Source organism: Mucilaginibacter humi, assembly GCF_013087555.1.
The window spans coordinates 1-17,006 of record NZ_JABFCR010000071.1; the positions used below are offsets into that span (position 1 = coordinate 1).

Sequence of the window (17,006 nt, forward strand, 5' to 3'; positions counted from 1 at the left end):
GGTTTGTTTCGGTATTATTGGGTATTGCTGAAATTTCTGCTGACTTTTGTTGCATCGGTTGTCCTGGTGAATCATATGTCGACGGTGAGCCATATGGCGAGCCTGGTAACGATGGGTAAGTTGTCCGGACCGGAATTCGAAGGATTGCGGGTGCGCCTGCTGGTTCACGCCTCGGGAGGACTTGTTGTCCTGATGAACACGACCGTATTGTCAGTATACAAACCATGGGGTAAAACAGGCGATAAGGAGCGGCGGCGGTATCTTTTCCTGGCATTGGCGGGGATGGCGGTACTGTTCGTCATTCTGCACCTTATCCACGGCGGGCCGCAGGGGCATCACTAAGCAATATGTATTCAAAATCAATGCAGGACCAGATAATGCATCGGGAGCATCAACAACGGATCGAAGCCGTTATTGATCATATCTTAAAAAACGCCCATCGTGCCGTTTCGCTCAGGGAGCTGGCCGAAATAGCCCATTATTCACCTTTTTATTTTCAAAAATTATTCAAGGAGTTTACCGGCGAATCCCCAAAACAATTTACGATCAAGGTCAGGCTGGAAACCGCTTTGCTTTTTCTGATCATACACCCTTATAAAACCTTGAAAGAAATCGCGATAGAATGCGGCTTTTCTTCCCCGGCGGTATTTTCGCGGATGGTTAAAAACTATTTTGGTCTTTCACCGGAGGATATCAGAAGGCGGTCACCGAAGGAAAGAATGCGGCTGTTTAAACTAAAAAACCGGGAAGACAGTTCACTCGAACCATCAGATCAACAACAGATCATGGATAAGCTGGATATCCGGATCAGGCAAGTCGGAGCAATCAACGGTTTCTACCTGATCGCACCCTGTGATGATATGATCAAGATCCGGGAGTCTTTTAGAAAAGCGATTCAAATCGCCCGAGCGAACGACTTAGATTTTGACGAAACGAACATCTACGGGATACTCAGTCCGCATCAGGGGAATATTTACAAAACCTTTATCGCTGTCGAAGGGCCGTTGCCAAAAAAATTTAAGCTGACAGCTATAAAAGCGGGAAAGTATGTCTGCTATAAGCTCTGCGGCGATATCAAGGAAAACATCCAGGCCGGGCATTATCTATACCATCACTGGCTGCCGGAAAACGGTTATAAAATTGCTGACATTATCAGATTTGAAGCATTCAACGGGAACCCGGCACTGAGCCCTTACGCGCAATTACAAAGAGAGATCTATTTACCGATAGAAGCTATCTAAGTCCTCCAGGTCTGCTTAAATTTTATCAATCGGCTTTCGTTTACCCGGTTGTGAGGCTTTGAACCGGCTCGGCGTTATTCCGGTAACCGCTTTAAACTGGGCAGACAAATGCGCACTGCTGCTGTAGCCCATTTTCCAGGTAATCTCGTTTAGGTTCAATTCTCCGTATTCCAGCAGTTCTTTCACTTTTTCGATCTTTTGCTGGATAATAAACTTTTCGATGGTTGTATCTTCCGCTTCGGAGAACATCCGGCTGAGGTAAGCATAGTCCTTATTGAGCCCATCCGAAAGATATTGAGAAAAGTTCAAATGGGAATCTGCCAGGTCGCTATGGTGTACCTTTTCGATGATGAGGCTTTTAATACGCCCTACCATTTGGTCTTTTTCGTTATCCAGTAATTCAAAACCCAACAATTTAAGCTGCGATGCGACCTGGCTCAACTGTTCGCTATCCGGTTCAGGCTGGACGGTCGCCGTTCCTAAGTTAACCTCGCCAACGTCCAGCCCAATATTTTCCAATTGTTGCCTGACCACCATAATGCAGCGGTCACAAACCATATTTTTGATATGCAGGATCATGTATTATAACAAAAGTACGGTTAAATTTTTTCAGCGATATAGCCTTTGGTTTTTAATGCGGTGATGACTTCGCACGGAGTCAACCCTTCGTGCGATTCTACCGTCAGAACCTTATCCGGGTTCGCGGTGTCTACATCCCATTTGTCAATGCCTTTTAAAGTATTGAGCGCCGGTGTAACAGCGGCAATACAGCCGCCGCATTTGATATTGGTTTTAAATTTTAAAGTTTCCATTTTCTTGATTTTTAAATTAAAGATTAAGTTTTGAAAGTTTCAGCCTTAAGCTGTTACTAACCACCGATACCGAGCTTAAAGCCATTGCGGCACCCGCGATCATCGGGTTAAGTAAGAAACCATTAACGGGGTATAATATACCGGCGGCAATCGGGATGCCGATCAGGTTATAAATAAATGCCCAGAACAGGTTTTGACGTATCGTCCGAACCGTGAGTTTGGAAAGCCTTAATGCCTTGGGCACCTGCCGCAGGTCTGAGGAAACCGGGGTGATCTTGGCAACATCCATCGCGATATCGGAACCCTTGCCCATCGCTATACTCACATCCGCCTGCGCTAAGGCCTGGCTGTCATTGATCCCATCGCCGATCATCGCCACGACCTTACCCCCGCCTTGCAACTGTTTAATAAATCCGGCTTTATCCGACGGCAAGGTATCAGCTTGATATTGATCAATACCGGCCTCGGCAGCAATAGCGGCTGCGGTCTGGGCGTTATCGCCGGTCAGCATATAAACTTCGATGCCCGGAGTTTTAACTGCTTTACCGCTTCGGTTGAACCTGCTTTAATTTGATCTGCTATGGCTACTATAGCCAACACCTGCCTATTATCGGCAAAGTAGATCACTGTTTTAGCCTGTTTTAAAAAGGCAGCGATGTCGTTTTCCAATTCTCCCGGAATATCAATATGCTGTTCTTCGATCAGTTTATGGCTCCCCACAAAATAAACCTGTTCCTCAAATTCCGCTTCAACACCTCTCCCTGTTATGCTATGGAACGCGGTAAGGTTAACAGCTGTTACAGCTTCTGATTTGAAATGGGTAACAATAGCTTCGGCCAGCGGATGTTCTGATCGCTTTTCTATAGCTAAAAAGAGCGCTTGCAGCCGGTTTTGATCAGGTACGGCACTGTCAGCCCAAACGAGGCTGGTTACCACAGGTTTTCCTTCAGTTATCGTTCCGGTTTTATCGAGGACTACCGCATTTACTTTATAGCCTAATTCCAGCCCTTCGGCGTCTTTGATCAAAATACCATTTTCAGCACCTTTACCTATGCCAACCATAAGAGCCGTCGGCGTGGCGAGTCCTAACGCACAGGGACAAGCAATGACCAATACAGTAACCATCGCCAGCAAGCCTTGTGTAAAGGCCTGTTGACCGCCAAATACCAGCCAGGCAGCTAAACTCAGCAAAGCGAAAACCAGCACTATGGGCACAAAAATACCGGCAATCTTATCCACTAGTTTTTGCACCGGCGCTTTGGAGCCTTGCGCGTCCTGAACCAATTGAATAATCTGGGCCAGCATGGTACCGCTTCCCACCTTTTCCGCCGTAAAGCGGAAACTTCCCTTTGATTCAGCGTACCTGCAAAAACCTTTTCGCCTGCTTTCTTTTCTACTGCAACAGGTTCGCCGCTGATCATGCTTTCATCAACAAATGAGCTACCCTCGTAAACTGTCCCATCCACCGGGAGCTTATCGCCCGGACGAACCAATAGTTTATCCCCTACCTGTATATCGGCCACCGGAGTCTCTACTTCACCCTGCGCGGTTATGAGCAGAACAGTTTTAGGTTGCAGGCCGATCAGTTTTTTAATAGCGGATGAGGTATTCGATTTTGCCTTTTCTTCGAGCATTTTGCCGAGCATGATGAAAACGATAACTACAGCAGCGGCTTCAAAATAAACATGCGGATGCAATCCCTGCCGGTGCCAAAATTCCGGATAGACCGTATTGAACACGCTGAATAAAAAGGCGATCCCGGTACTCATGGCTACGAGCGTATCCATGTTTGCTTTTCCGTGTCGCGCCTGCTTCCAGGCACCCATAAAAAAATTCCTCCCTGTAATAAAAAGTACCGGTATCGTTAATACCAACATGATATAATTGGCATAGGGTAAATCCATGAACAGCATCCCGATCAGCGCAACGGGGACCGTTAGAACAGTCGCCCAAATGAGGTTTCGTTTTAGCTTTTTGTATTGATCTTTTTGCGCTTTTTCCTGCTTTTCCTTCCCGTTTATCGGGTCAATGATCAGATCATAGCCAATAGACCGGACTGATTGCTGAATGCTTAATGGCCGCACCAGATCAGGATCAAAGGCAACTTTTACAGATTGCGTGGCGTAATTAACTTCGGCATTTTGGACGCCATTCTGCGCGCCGATCATGGATTCCACACTGGAGGCGCAAGCAGCACAGGTCATACCGGTAACCGGGAACGTCAATGTACTTAAATGCTGTGCTGCCATGCGTGTAATTATTTGATAAGACAAAATTACACCGGGCCACCGTTTTAGCTCTTACAGGATTCGGCTAAAGATTTATATAATTTGGAGATTCCATACTCCGGTCATTCATCCGCTGATACAATCTTTTTTATAGGCCATCGTCTTTTCATCACGGATGATCTGAATAGTGGGGTGCGTGATCTCAAATTGTTCATGTAACTGATCCCTGATCTCCAGCAGAATGGCATCATTCTGATGATCGGGCACAAGCAGGTGGACGGACAGGGCGATCTGGGTGGTACTCATCCCCCAGATGTGCAGATCGTAAACCGCTGTTACACCTTTAACGTTTTTGAGGTAATTCTTTACTTTGGCAATGGATACGCCTTCCGGTACGGCATCTAATGCCGGGTTTACTGAATCTTTTAATAAACCCCGGGTTCCCCAGACCACTACAATAATGATGACAAAGCACATTACCGGATCGATCCAGTTGTAATGCGTCAGCTTGATGATGAATCCTGCGATAACTACGCCCAAGGCAACCGCAGCATCAGCGGCCATGTGCATAAATGCACCTTTGATATTCAGGTCTTCTTTTTGTCCCTTCATAAATAACCAGGCGGTGAATCCATTGATCAGGATACCGATAGCAGCAACCCACATCACGATATTTTCGTCGACATTCTCCAGTGCCGAAACTTGTGAATGGCGTCGCCGGCTATGATACCCATCGTAACTAACAGGATCAGCGCATTCAGGATAGAAGCCAGGATACTCATCCGTTTTAAGCCATAGGTATAATTGGCTGAGGGCTTTCTCAGGGCAAAGGCAAGCGCGCCCGGGAAAATCCCAGGCTCAATACATCACCGGCATTATGTCCGGCATCGGCTAACAGTGCGGAAGAATGAGCGATCAGGCCGTAGATGATTTCCATTACCACATAAGCGGTATTTAACAGAATGCCGATCATAAATGCTTTGCCATGATTTGCCGGGGTGTGGTCGTGTGCGTGTGCCATTGTTCAATTCAAGTTTTATAGGTTGGGTTGTCCTGCTATTGTACTGATGCCGGTACGGAATAGGTTTCTCACCCCGGTAACAGGTGTATTCGTGATTTGTGCTATTTCTTCAAAATCAAATTCTTCCTGCGTTTTCAAAACCGGGGTGATTTGTGCTATCGGGGCAGATCCCGGCAAAGCAGCGGGGTTGTTTTTGCAGGTAAGCCAGTCCGTCTGCGGCTGCCGGGCGATACAAAATGATCTTCAGCGTAGCGTGTTCCATATATGCTGATTTCCAGAAGCGCACAAAAATATCCTGCAACAATTCGTCCGCGGCTTCATGCGTTAATCCAATTTTGCGCAGAAAATAATAGACAGGCTGATTATATTTATTCAAAACCAACTTAAAGCCTTCGTTCCGTGTGGCCCTGTTTTGACATAAGCTTAATAGGGCTGTATCATCTGTTTCGACTGACATAGGGATAGCTGTTAAGTTCATGATTAATCCAAATTCATCTTTTGTATCCGAACCGCATTCAGGATGGCTAATAATGCAACACCTACATCAGCGATAACAGCCTCCCATAGATTTGCTACCCCGCCTGCGCCAAGAACCAGGACAATAACCTTGATCACCATGGCGATAGTAATATTCTGCCAAACAATCCTTTTGGTGATCTTACCGATCTTTATCGCAGCGGTTATTTTAGAAGGCTGGTCGTTCTGGATGACGATATCCGCTGTTTCTATAGTGGCATCGCTGCCTAAGCCGCCCATCGCTATACCGGCATCAGCCAGCGCGACTACGGGCGCATCGTTTACGCCGTCACCCACAAAAGCGATCCTGCTGCCCGCATTTTTAAATTCCTGAACCTTTTGCACTTTTCCGTCCGGCAGCAGGTCGCCGAAGGCTTTATCGATCCCTAACAGCTTTGCCACCTTATCCACCACGGCTTGCTTATCACCCGACAGCATGACGGTTTGAATTTTCAGGCTGTGCATGAGATCCACGGCTTGTTTGGCATCTTCCTTGATCTCATCCGCGATGGTCAGATACCCGGCGTATTTTCCATTGATAGCGACAACGACTACCGTGTCAACCAGTTGATCTACTTCGGACGGATAGGCGATATTGAATTTTTTTAACAGTTTCGTATTTCCCGCTAAAACCGATTTGCCATCGACCGTGCCTTTTAATCCGTGCCCGGATACCTCTTCAACATCTTTGGCCTTTAGCCCGCCTAAGGCATCACCGGCGTAAGCAACAACTGCTTTGGCGATGGGATGGGTCGAATTACTTTCTATAGCTGCGGTAATTTTAACCAGTTCCTTCTGGTCTATACCCTCGGTTATGACCTCCTGAACCTTAAAAACCCCTTTGGTCAGCGTGCCGGTTTTGTCCATGATCACCGTGTCGATGGTCGTCATCACATCTAAAAAATTGGAGCCTTTAAACAGGATGCCGTTGCGGGACGCCAGGCCGATGCCGCCAAAATAACCCAGTGGGATAGATACCACTAAGGCGCAGGGACAGCTGATCACCGGGAATACCAGCGCGCGATAAAACCACTGATGGAAGTTATAAGGATCGGTAAAGAAATAGGGAGCAAAACAAACCAGCAGGGCAAGCGCAAAAACAATCGGCGTATAGATTTTAGCAAATCGGCTGATAAACAACTGCGTCTGCGATTTGCGCGCGGTGGCATCCTGAACCATTTCGAGGATCTTGCTCAGCTTACTATCCTTAAAGAGCGATTTAACCTGCACCTCTGAGACTTTATCTAAATTGATCATACCGGCCAGCACGGTTTCGCCTTTTCTTTTGGTATCCGGCTTGCTTTCGCCGGTTAATGCGGCGGTATTAAAAGTAGCCGCGTCCGAATAGAGTTCGCCATCTAATGCAACTTTTTCACCGGCTTTCACCTGTATGATCTCATTGATTTTGATCTCCTTCGGGTCGGTAACTGATGTTTTGCCATCCCGGATCACGGTTACTTTATCCGGCCGGATGTCCAGCAAAGCTTTAATGCTCTTTTTGGCTTTATTGACCGCGGCGTCCTCGAACCATTCGCCAATGGAATAAAACACCATTACGGCAACGCCTTCGCTGTAGGAGCCAATGCTGAATGCGCCCAGCGTGGCTACGCTCATCAGAAAAAATTCATTAAAGAAATCAAGGTGTTTGGCTTTACGCCGGCCATACCCAATACATTATAACCCGCAAGCAGGAAAGCCACCGAAAATATGATCAGGTTAACGGGAAAGGCAGGCTGAAATTTAAAGCCAAACTCCGGGACCAGCATCACCATCAATATCGCCAATGCTGTAAGCAGCGGCCAGTGACTTAACAGGGTTTCTTCTTCTGCGGGTTTGTTCAGATCAAGCGCTTCATCGTCCTCTTCCTCCTCATCGGGTTTCAATTCGCGGTCAGCCTCTTTCATGATGTTAACCTCGGGTCTTTTCCTTTTCCGCTTTAATATTAGTTTCCGGCAATTTTGCTGCGGCCTTGACGGCCTTTGTTTCTTGTTTCATATTTTTAATCTAAGCGGCTTATCCTTCTGAATCTAAAAACCAGAGTTCAGCTTCCGCAATCGCTTTTTCAAAGCTATGCCGGCTTCCGTGCCATCCTGATGATAACCGGCTGCCAGTTCTATAGCCTTTTCCTTTACTTCGGGCCGCAGATCTTTCAACTGATCGTCAAAGCCCTTAAATATTTCTTCGCTCATCATCAACTTCTTCAAATTTAGGCAGGCAGACCCTGCAATCGTAGTGCATTTATTGCTTACATTCAGCACATAAGCCTTTAACCAGCAAGCTCACTTCCTGCCGTTCATAGCCGCCCGGCAATTTGACTTCCGGTATTTGCGTTTTAGGCAAACAATGCGTTTCGCCGCAATTGGTGCAATAAAAATGTACGTGCAAGTCATGGTGGCCCTCAACTGTACATGATGGCTGGCAGAGGGCGAATTTGGTTACGCCCGTACCATCGTCTATACGGTGTACCAAGCCATGTTCTTCAAAAGTTTTGATACTGCGGTACAGCGTAACCCGGTCCGTTTTTTCCAGGCTGAGTTCCATATCCGTCAGGCTTACGGCATTGGTCTGTTTAAGGAGGTAGTCCAATACCACCAGCCGCATAGCGGTCGGGTTGATCTGTTTTTCCTGCAAAGTGTTTTCCAGTTCTTTCATCAGTTATTCCTCCTCCGCGCCGCCGGCGGCTTTTGATTGCAAATAAAATGCGCCTCTTAAAGCGACCCTTACCGATGCCGGCAGGTCTTCAAGCGGCTTGATCTGTATGAAGCCCAGTTCGGTCACACCGGTCGTCACCTCCGCCTTTTTAAATTTGACCGTATTGGTTTTTCCTTCGCCGGGCACGACGATAAAAATGAACTGTTTGCCTTCTGAACGAACGACTGCCTCAACCGGCACAGCTGCCGTGAGGCGGCTGCCGGTACTGATCAGGGCCGTTACATACATACCGGGGATAAGGTTCTTTTGTTCCTTGTTATTAATTACGGCATGGACCGTAACGCCTTTACTTTCATTTTCAAATGATTTATTGATGCCGTTAATGGTGCCGGTGATCAACTGGTTTTCTGGTTGGTTAACTGGAAACTTACTTTCTGACCCACCCTAACGTGCATCAGGTCTTTTTCAAATACGGTGAGGTCGCAGTGAATTTTGGAGTTGTCCACCACTTCCATGATGGAGGTGCCGGGCTGAACAAACGCCCCCGTGTTGGAGGTGATCTGTCCGACCGTGCCGCCAATAGGAGATAATACCGGGAATTGCGAAACAATATGGCCGTTAGCGATCCTGCCGGGCGAAATACCCAGCTGGCTTAACTGGCTTTCATAAGCGGTGATACGTGAACGTTCCGCATTATAAGTCGCCTCCGATGACTGATAGGATTTACCCGTACCCGCACCGGCTTCCTGCAACTGTTTCTGACGGTTGTATTCAGCCTGTACATAGGTGAAATTATTTTTTGCGGCTAAATAGTCCTGCTGTATTTTGATCAGGTCCTGGTTTTTGATGGTAGCCAGCAACTGCCCGCGTCTGACCTGCTGCCCTTCAATCACGCTGATATGGTTAATAATACCACCTGAAAGGATACTTACATCCGCTTTATTTTGCGGCGGAACGGCTAATTGCCCGTTGGCTTTGATTACCGAATCCAGATTCTTTTGCGCGATGGGACCGGTTACGATGCCAACCGTTTGCATTTGTTCGGCGGTTAGCTCAAGGCCGTCCGGTTTTTCTTTTTTGGTTTCTTTACCTGCGTTTTCTTTGGCATCGGTTTCCCTTTTACCGGAATCGCCCGAACAGGAGGCAAATACTACCGCCAATACTACGGCGGTCGTGATGAGTTTATATTTTTGAATCTTCATGGTTATTCTCCTTTAATAAATTGCAGCTGAATGGCTGACTGGTTCAGGCGGCTTAGCGCTTCGATGTAGGCCAATTTAACCTGCACAGCTGCCGACATGTTTTGAATATACTCGATATAGCCGATCTCACCGAGGTTAAACGACACCTGCGCGATCCGTAACTGTTCGTCGGCCTGTTTTAATCCGCCTGACTGGTAATAATCGACTGCCTGTTTGAATTTCTGGTATTGCTGTACTTCCTGCTCATATTGCAAACGTATCTGCGATTGCGTTTGCTGGTAATTGGTTTGCGCAACCTGCGCGGAAAGCCTTTCGGATTTGACCCTTGCACGGTTGGCTCCATTGAATATGGGCAGCGCAACACCCAACTGGATACCGGCAATGCGTGTACCCGGCGAATAGTCGCGGTTGATACCGGCAGGATTAAAACCGGAGATCACCAACTGCTGGTTATAGCCTAAAGTCAAATCGGGCAATCCTTTTGATTTTTCGACGGCGATCCTCGCGTTAGCCACCTCAATGTTTTGCAGGTCAACATTCACCTGCGGGTTATTAGCTACATTGATGGTGTCCGCGGGCAGGTTTAATACCAGGGGTAAATTACTCTCAGCAATAACGAGGGTACCGGAAGTGTTAAGCAGTTGCTGCAAGCTCAATTCATTGCTGCGCAGGTCCGCCTGCGCGCCGATCTTCAAGGCGATAATTTCCCGGTATTTGTTCCTTGCGCTGATCAGTTCCAAATTCGAGGTTTCGCCGGTTTTAAACCGGATCTCTGCCTTTTTACAAACCCTTTATAAACGCTGTCCTGGTAATTCAGGATGCGTAACGTCTCGCGGTTCAGTAAATAGGCATACCACGCACTCCGTACGTGCCGGGTGATCTCCGCACGGGTTAAATGCCGTGACCGCTCGGCGAGTAAGGTTTGCTGATCGAGTAGTTTACGCTGATTTTTATAAAGCCCGGGCCAGGCGATAGTCTGCGTAATGCCAATGGCATTATCCATGTTACCGCCGCTGGTTGGGTCCTGCGTGAGCATCAGTTCGGTTTTTGGAATATCCGTACCGGACTTTTGTAAGGCTTTGGCTTCTTCCACCGATAACCCTGCCGACCGTATTTGCAGGTTATTTTTGAGGGCCCTGCTGATCGCACTGTCTAAGGTCAGCGGTGTATTGTTCTGCGCTTTAGCGGCACTTATTTGGAATACGCTAAAACCGAGGATCAGCATTATGGTCACCAATACTTTGGGAACCTTGATCTTTTCAGCTTCTTTCCGGTTAAATAACAGGTAAAGGCATGGCAAAACAAAAAGCGTCAAAAACGTCGCAGTGATCAGCCCGCCGATAACAACGGTAGCCAAAGGCCGTTGCACTTCAGCGCCTGCGCTGGCCGATAAGGCCATGGGCAGGAAACCTAATGATGCCACGGCAGCGGTCATTAATACCGGGCGGAGCCTGGTTTTGGTGCCCTCTAAAACACGCTCATAGATATTCGTCATCCCTTCCTCCTTCAACTGGTTGAAATAGCCGATCAGTACGATACCATTGAGGACGGCGACGCCAAACAAAGCGATGAAGCCGACACCTGCCGATATGCTGAAAGGCATCCCGCGGAGCAGCAGCGCTGCTACACCGCCCATTGAGGCCAGCGGAACGGCGGTAAAAATGAGCAGGCTTTCTTTTACTGAACGGAAAGTAACATAGAGCAAAACCAAAATAAAGAACAATGCCGCCGGAACAGCGATCAACAGCCTGGCTTTGGCGGCCTGCAGGTTCTGGAACTGCCCGCCGTAAGTGAGGTAATAGCCTGCCGGCAATTTTAAAGCGGTGTTCAGCTTGGCCTGTATCTCTTTAACGGTGGTTTCCACGTCACGGCCCTGCACATTAAATCCGACGTAAATGCGTCTTTTACCGTCTTCACGGGATACCTGCGCCGGGGCGTCTTTGAAAGTGATATCAGCCACTGGCTTAACGGTACTTTATTACCCGAAGCCAGCGGTACGAGCAGGTTTTCAACTCCCGATATATTTTCCCGCAGGTCACGGTTTAACCTGACCACCAGATCAAATCTTTTTTCCCCCTCGAATACCACGCCGGTAACACTCCCGGCAAAGGCAGTTTTCAGGATCATATTGACATCGCTGATGTTCAATCCATATTGGGCCATTTTGTCCCGGTTATAAGTCACCCGGATCTGCGGCAGTCCGCTTACTTTTTCCACATAGGGTTCGCTAACCCCTTTTACCGGCGCGATCAGTTTCGCCAGCTTGTCAGCCTGCGCAGCCAAAATATCGAGATCATCGCCATAAATTTTGATCGCCACGTCCTGCCGGATACCCGTCATCAGTTCGTTAAAGCGCATCTGCATGGGCTGGGATATTTCTACGTTGATACCGGGGATAGCTGAAAGCGCATCCTCCATTTTTTCGATCATTTCTTCTTTGTTCTTCGCCGTTTTCCATTCGCCTTTTGGTTTCATGGCCAGCATCATATCGCCCTTTTCCATCGGCATCGGGTCAGTAGGTATCTCGGAACTGCCGATACGGGTAACGGCCTGTTTGATCTCGGGGAACTGAGCCTTCAACAGCTTCTCTGCCTTACCGAATGTTTTCACTACTTCAGTGAGGGAAGTACCCTGCATCATGGAAATTTCTACGGTCAGGTCGCCCTCGTCCAGCGTAGGTATGAACTCGCCGCCCATCCGGCTGAATGCCCAAATGGCGATAGCAAAAACGATGAACACGGCAGTCACCGCGATCACTTTGATTTTAAGAACGGCAATCAGCGCACTGCGGTAAATGCGTTGTAAAAACTCAATAATACGGTCGGATATATTGCGTTTGTGAGCCGTTTTTTTACTGAGAAACAAGGCGCTCGCCATTGGCACGTAGGTCAGTGAAAGGATGAAAGCGCCTAATATGGCGAAAGCTACTGTTTCCGCCATTGGACGGAACATTTTGCCTTCAATTCCTACCAACGATAAGAGGGGCAGGTAAACGATCAATATAATGATCTGGCCGAATGCGGCAGATTTCATCAGTTTACTCGCGCTGCTCCTGACTTCTGCATCCATCTGCGCGGTCGTCAATTTCTCAACGCCTTTTTGCTGATAGCTGCCGGTCGTGATATGATGCACTACGCTTTCGACAATGATCACGGCGCCATCTACGATCAGCCCAAAATCAATGGCACCCAAACTCATCAGGTTACCGGATACGCCAAACAACCGCATCATGGAAAATGCAAACAGCATGGCCAGCGGGATCACGGATGCCACGACTAAACCGGCTCTTAGATTTCCCAAAAGCAATACCAGGACAAAAATAACGATCAGGGCACCTTCCAACAGATTGCGTTTTACCGTGCCGATCGCGCGGCCGACTAACTCTGTCCGGTCGATGAATGGCTCTATGACCACGCCCTCCGGCAGCGATTTTTGTATCTGTACCATCCGGTCCTTAACATTTTGGATCACCTCGCTGAAATTCTCGCCTTTGAGCATCAGGGCTACACCGGCAACAACTTCACCTTCGCCGTTACGGGTAACCGCACCGTAGCGGGTCGCGCTGCCGAATTGTACTACCGCGATATCCCTGACCAGTATGGGTGAGCCTTTGGTATTGGCGACCACGATCCGGCGGATATCGTCCGGGTTTTGTACCTGCCCCAGCCCGCGGATAAAGTAAGCGTTGCGCTGCTGTTCGATATAGGAGCCGCCGGTATTTTCATTGTTTTTTTGCAAGGCTTCGTAGACCTGCGGTATGGTGATACCCAAAGAGTTCAGTTTGTCGTTATCCAATGCAACCTCGTACTGCTTGACGTAACCGCCCCAGCCGCTTACTTCGGCTAAGCCAACCGTTCCGGCCAGTTGGGTTCTTACGATCCAATCCTGGATGGTACGCAGGTCGGTCGGGGTATATTTGTTTTCATAACCCTTTTTGGTGTGGATCACATACTGGTATATTTCACCAAGCCCGGTAGTGATCGGTGCCAGCGTTGGCTCTCCCAACCCGGTGGGAATACTGGCTTCGGCGTCTTTTAACTGGGCATTAACCTGTTGCCGGGCCCAATAAATATCCACGTTATCTTTAAATACGATGGTAATAACCGATATACCCGAACGGGATATGGAACGCTTTTCAATGATCCCGGCAATATTGGCCATGGATAATTCTATGGGCGAAGTAATGAACTGCTCCACTTCCTGAGCACCGAGGCTCGGGGCTTGTGTAATGATCTGTACCTGGTTATTGGTAATATCGGGCTGTGCATCAACCGGCAGGTTATAGGCTGAATAAACACCCACCAGTATTAAAACCAGTGTCATGATCCCGATAGTTACCTTGTTCCTGATAGAGAACGCGATAATTTGGTCAAACATAAATTTGTAATAAATGAATACGAATAAGGAAAAGCCATGCAAAGTTTATTGCAGGCGAAAACATTAAGAAATTTCGTATTAACCTATTTGCGGGGGCTGCCAGATCTTGATCGGCTGTTCCTGAACAGCGGGAATGCTGTGTTCAGGGTATTCGCGGGCGATTGATTTCGTAAAAACAGTTAAGGCAATTGTTGCGGTCAAATGCCTTGCGGTAGAGCAGCATGAACAGCTACAAAAAGGCGGGCAGGTTTCCTGACCCCTTTCATCATTCGGGGAATGACTTTTTTGAATAGTAACGTGCATCACGCTGGCAATCATATCTTCCCGGTCCTGGCAGGGTAATATAGCCAGCAGGGTAAAATAGATACTGAATAAGAATGCGACGTATTTCATTAAATGCAAAGGTAACAAAGTTTGTGAACGTTAGGTATTTAAAGAAATGTATAACCTCCCGGATAAATACCAGATTACGTTTTCGGTGATTAAAAAGGCATTGGGCCTTTGAACAATAAATGCTCACGCTTAAATATTGATTTCTCATAAATGGCTAAGACAATCACAGCTTTGGCTATATGCATGTAGTTGTTTACCCGGACATTTGTTAAAAATAAAAACAAATGAAAATTGTCATAACAGGTTCTTTAGGACACATCAGTAAGCCCCTTGCAAAGGAATTAGTACAAAATGCTCATTCGGTAACAATTGTCAGCAGTAATCCCGCTAAGAAGAAGGATATTGAAGCTTTAGGTGCAAAAGCGGCAATCGGTTCGATAGAGGACGTAGCTTTTTTAACAAAAACATTCATCGGGGCTGACGCCGTTTACACGATGCTGCCGCCGTTTAAATTTGAAGAAAACCCCAGTCTTGATGCCAGAGAAGAAGCCCGCAGGCTCACGTCCAATTATGTCAAAGCCATTCAGCAGTCTGGCGTAAAAAAGGTGGTTCACCTCAGCAGTATCGGAGCACATACGGATAAGGGAAACGGGCTGCTGGCTTTTCATTATGTTGCAGAACAGGTTTTAAATCAACTGTCTGCCGATGTAACCATTACTTTTATGCGGCCTGTTGGCTTTTATTATAACCTGTACCAGTTTATGGATATTGTCAAAGGCGAAGGTTTTTTGAAAGGATTTATCGGCACGTTTATGACCATAAGGTATTATGGGTTAAAAGGTTTACTGCAAGGGAAAAATGGTCTTATTGTGTCTAATTATGGCGCCGAAGATAAAATGCCCCGGGTTTCCCCGGTGGATATAGCAGCTGCAATCGCCGAAGAACTGATCACACCCCAAACCGGCCATAAAATCCGTTATGTAGCCAGCGAAGAACTGACCTGTAATCAAATTGCCGGGACTTTAGGATCTGAAATAGGTAAATCCTATCTGAAATGGGTTACCATCAGCGATAAACAAATGCTGGACGCGCTGATCAAGTTCAAATTGCCATTAAGCCTGGCCAATGATATTGTGGAGATGAACGCCAGTATGCGTAACGGCGGGATATTATTTGAAGATTATTACAAAAACAAACCTAAGCTGGGCAAAGTAAAAATGAAAGATTTTGCGCAGGAATTTGCAGCCGTTTACCGGTCAAAATAGGTTAATTTAGTAAAAAACATGGAACCCTATAAAATTAAAACCATCAGCCAATACCATCAGGTTTTGGGGATAGCCAAACCTGAACACCCCCGGTCAGCGTCATCAGCCCGGATGAGTTCAAACCACCGGCAGGCAATAGCCGGGTCAGCGTCATTTTTGATTTTTATATCATTTCGTTGAAAAGGAATTTAGATGGCACAATAAATTATACCTATGGTCAGCAATCTTATGATTTTGATGATGGCGTCATGTTTTTTATTGCCCCTAAACAGGTCTTTTCATTTGATGCTGATCAGGACTTCAAAAGCTCCGGCTGGATGCTGCTGGTCCATCCCGATTTTCTCTGGGGGACGCCCCTGGCAAAAACGATCAAACACTATGATTTCTTCAGCTATGCAACAAATGAAGCCTTGTTTCTTTCTGAGAAAGAGGAAGCAACAATTGCGGGCATTGCTCAACTGATCAAACAGGAATATCATGCCAATATCGATAAATTCAGCCAGGGTTTGATCGTCGCGCAGATCGAACTATTACTTCAGTACTGTGACCGGTTTTATAATCGCCAGTTTATAACCCGGAAAATAAGCAGCAATCAGATCCTTAGCCGCGTTGAAGAAATGCTCGACGGCTATTTTAACGGTGATAACCTGGTCAAAAAAGGATTGCCAACAGTACAATTTATTGCCGAATCTTTAAATATTTCACCAACCTATTTAAGCGCTTTACTAAAGGCTTTGACAGGCCAGAGCACGCAACAGCACATTCACGATAGACTTATCGAAAAAGCAAAAGAAAAATTATCCGTTACAGGTTTGTCGATCAGCGAAATTGCCTATGAGTTAGGTTTTGAACATCCGCCATCATTCAGCAAATTATTTAAAAGCAAGACCAACCTTTCGCCTTTGGAGTTCCGGGCTTCTTTTAATTGATTAACTTATTCCAATTACCGATGATCGATTTTTTAGCTACCTTAAAATCACGAAACGAACCGCTGTTTTATTTTGGAATGCTATGCCTGTTAAGCGCTGTTTTCATTTTTCTCATAGCAAAATTCAGCCACTTGCAAATCAATGGTGTAAATGCCGGTATAAGCCCCTCAAGTTTGCGCTATCCATCGGCATATTCTGCTGGACAATGGGCTGGTACACCGGGTATCTTCAGCCGGATAGCCGGATCAGCTTCTAGGCGATTGGTGCACCGGGTTTGTTCTTCGGCGATTGCTCTCACACATCATTGGCCAGGCTTAATGGCAATTTGAACTTGATCAGCGCGTCCAGCATGTTTATCGCTGATGGTAACCCATTTCAGATGTGCATAACGTTTATAACCGGTTACCTAGTGATCGTTCTTCGGCGATTG

The 17,006-nt window shown here is 47.0% G+C and carries 17 protein-coding genes and 3 pseudogenes; 4 read left to right on the forward strand and 16 right to left on the reverse strand.

The annotated features are described in order from the left end of the window. Together HK413_RS13290 and HK413_RS13295 are read left to right on the forward strand one after the other, a co-directional pair. Positions 1-342 (forward strand): hypothetical protein (locus HK413_RS13290; protein WP_217452314.1); only part of this gene is annotated, 342 nt, incomplete at its 5' end. A 5-nt stretch (positions 343-347) separates the two neighbouring features. Next, entirely contained in the window at positions 348-1,241 is an 894-nt protein-coding gene (locus HK413_RS13295; protein WP_175270477.1) for an AraC family transcriptional regulator, read from the forward strand. A gap of 15 nt (positions 1,242-1,256) precedes the next feature. On the opposite strand, the gene HK413_RS13300 is transcribed toward HK413_RS13295, so the two are convergent. The 16 genes and pseudogenes from HK413_RS13300 to HK413_RS22415 all read right to left on the reverse strand — a co-directional run bounded on the left by HK413_RS13300 (position 1,257) and on the right by HK413_RS22415 (position 14,442). Continuing rightward, positions 1,257-1,778, reverse strand: a complete 522-nt coding sequence (locus tag HK413_RS13300; RefSeq protein ID WP_246230536.1) for a helix-turn-helix domain-containing protein — start codon at positions 1,776-1,778, stop codon at positions 1,257-1,259. Between the two features lie 62 nt (positions 1,779-1,840). After that, complete coding sequence (locus HK413_RS13305; protein ID WP_175270479.1) at positions 1,841-2,053, reverse strand: heavy-metal-associated domain-containing protein; 213 nt, start codon at positions 2,051-2,053, stop codon at positions 1,841-1,843. Positions 2,054-2,069: 16 nt separating this feature from the next. Then, positions 2,070-4,302 (reverse strand): annotated as a pseudogene (locus HK413_RS13310) (heavy metal translocating P-type ATPase). 105 nt (positions 4,303-4,407) lie between these two features. Further along, a complete protein-coding gene (locus HK413_RS15615) occupies positions 4,408-4,947 on the reverse strand; it encodes a cation diffusion facilitator family transporter (RefSeq protein WP_262886920.1) in 540 nt (179 codons plus the stop codon). After that, a complete protein-coding gene (locus HK413_RS20155; protein WP_262886919.1) occupies positions 4,947-5,063 on the reverse strand; it encodes a hypothetical protein in 117 nt (38 codons plus the stop codon). The genes HK413_RS15615 and HK413_RS20155 overlap by 1 nt, the downstream gene beginning before the upstream one ends. 38 nt (positions 5,064-5,101) lie before the next feature. Next, complete coding sequence (locus HK413_RS20160) at positions 5,102-5,302, reverse strand: cation transporter (protein WP_217452316.1); 201 nt, start codon at positions 5,300-5,302, stop codon at positions 5,102-5,104. A 115-nt stretch (positions 5,303-5,417) separates the two neighbouring features. Next, the gene (locus tag HK413_RS13320) at positions 5,418-5,780 is read right to left on the reverse strand and encodes an RNA polymerase sigma factor (protein ID WP_175270480.1); all 363 of its coding nucleotides are present in this window, start codon (positions 5,778-5,780) and stop codon (positions 5,418-5,420) included. A gap of 2 nt (positions 5,781-5,782) precedes the next feature. Then, positions 5,783-7,722 (reverse strand): annotated as a pseudogene (locus HK413_RS13325) (heavy metal translocating P-type ATPase). Positions 7,723-7,845: 123 nt separating this feature from the next. Continuing rightward, complete coding sequence (locus HK413_RS13330) at positions 7,846-8,022, reverse strand: hypothetical protein (RefSeq protein ID WP_175270481.1); 177 nt, start codon at positions 8,020-8,022, stop codon at positions 7,846-7,848. 34 nt (positions 8,023-8,056) lie between these two features. Then, positions 8,057-8,470, reverse strand: coding sequence for a Fur family transcriptional regulator (locus HK413_RS13335; RefSeq protein ID WP_175270482.1), 414 nt, complete (start codon positions 8,468-8,470; stop codon positions 8,057-8,059). Between the two features lie 3 nt (positions 8,471-8,473). After that, positions 8,474-8,869 carry an efflux RND transporter periplasmic adaptor subunit gene (locus HK413_RS18570; RefSeq protein ID WP_246230538.1) on the reverse strand — a complete coding sequence of 132 codons (396 nt, stop codon included), beginning with the start codon at positions 8,867-8,869 and terminating at the stop codon, positions 8,474-8,476. Continuing rightward, a complete protein-coding gene (locus HK413_RS13340) occupies positions 8,866-9,672 on the reverse strand; it encodes an efflux RND transporter periplasmic adaptor subunit (protein ID WP_246230539.1) in 807 nt (268 codons plus the stop codon). The genes HK413_RS18570 and HK413_RS13340 overlap by 4 nt, the downstream gene beginning before the upstream one ends. Before the next feature lie 2 nt (positions 9,673-9,674). After that, positions 9,675-10,412 carry a TolC family protein gene (locus HK413_RS22650; protein WP_449406799.1) on the reverse strand — a complete coding sequence of 246 codons (738 nt, stop codon included), beginning with the start codon at positions 10,410-10,412 and terminating at the stop codon, positions 9,675-9,677. Continuing rightward, complete coding sequence (locus HK413_RS22655) at positions 10,403-10,897, reverse strand: TolC family protein (protein WP_449406800.1); 495 nt, start codon at positions 10,895-10,897, stop codon at positions 10,403-10,405. Before HK413_RS22655 ends, HK413_RS22650 begins: the two co-directional genes overlap by 10 nt. A 111-nt stretch (positions 10,898-11,008) precedes the next feature. After that, positions 11,009-14,049: pseudogene (locus HK413_RS13345) on the reverse strand (efflux RND transporter permease subunit); the annotation flags it as partial. A 78-nt stretch (positions 14,050-14,127) separates the two neighbouring features. Beyond that, complete coding sequence (locus HK413_RS22415) at positions 14,128-14,442, reverse strand: DUF6660 family protein (RefSeq protein WP_394353183.1); 315 nt, start codon at positions 14,440-14,442, stop codon at positions 14,128-14,130. Positions 14,443-14,666: 224 nt separating this feature from the next. On the opposite strand from HK413_RS22415, the gene HK413_RS13350 reads away from it, so the two are divergent. Both HK413_RS13350 and HK413_RS13355 read left to right on the forward strand, forming a co-directional pair. After that, a complete protein-coding gene (locus tag HK413_RS13350; protein WP_175270483.1) occupies positions 14,667-15,647 on the forward strand; it encodes an NAD(P)H-binding protein in 981 nt (326 codons plus the stop codon). Positions 15,648-15,895: 248 nt separating this feature from the next. Further along, positions 15,896-16,576: a helix-turn-helix domain-containing protein gene (locus tag HK413_RS13355; protein ID WP_317169603.1), complete on the forward strand. Its 681-nt coding sequence runs from the start codon at positions 15,896-15,898 to the stop codon at positions 16,574-16,576. Positions 16,577-17,006 lie beyond the last annotated feature (430 nt).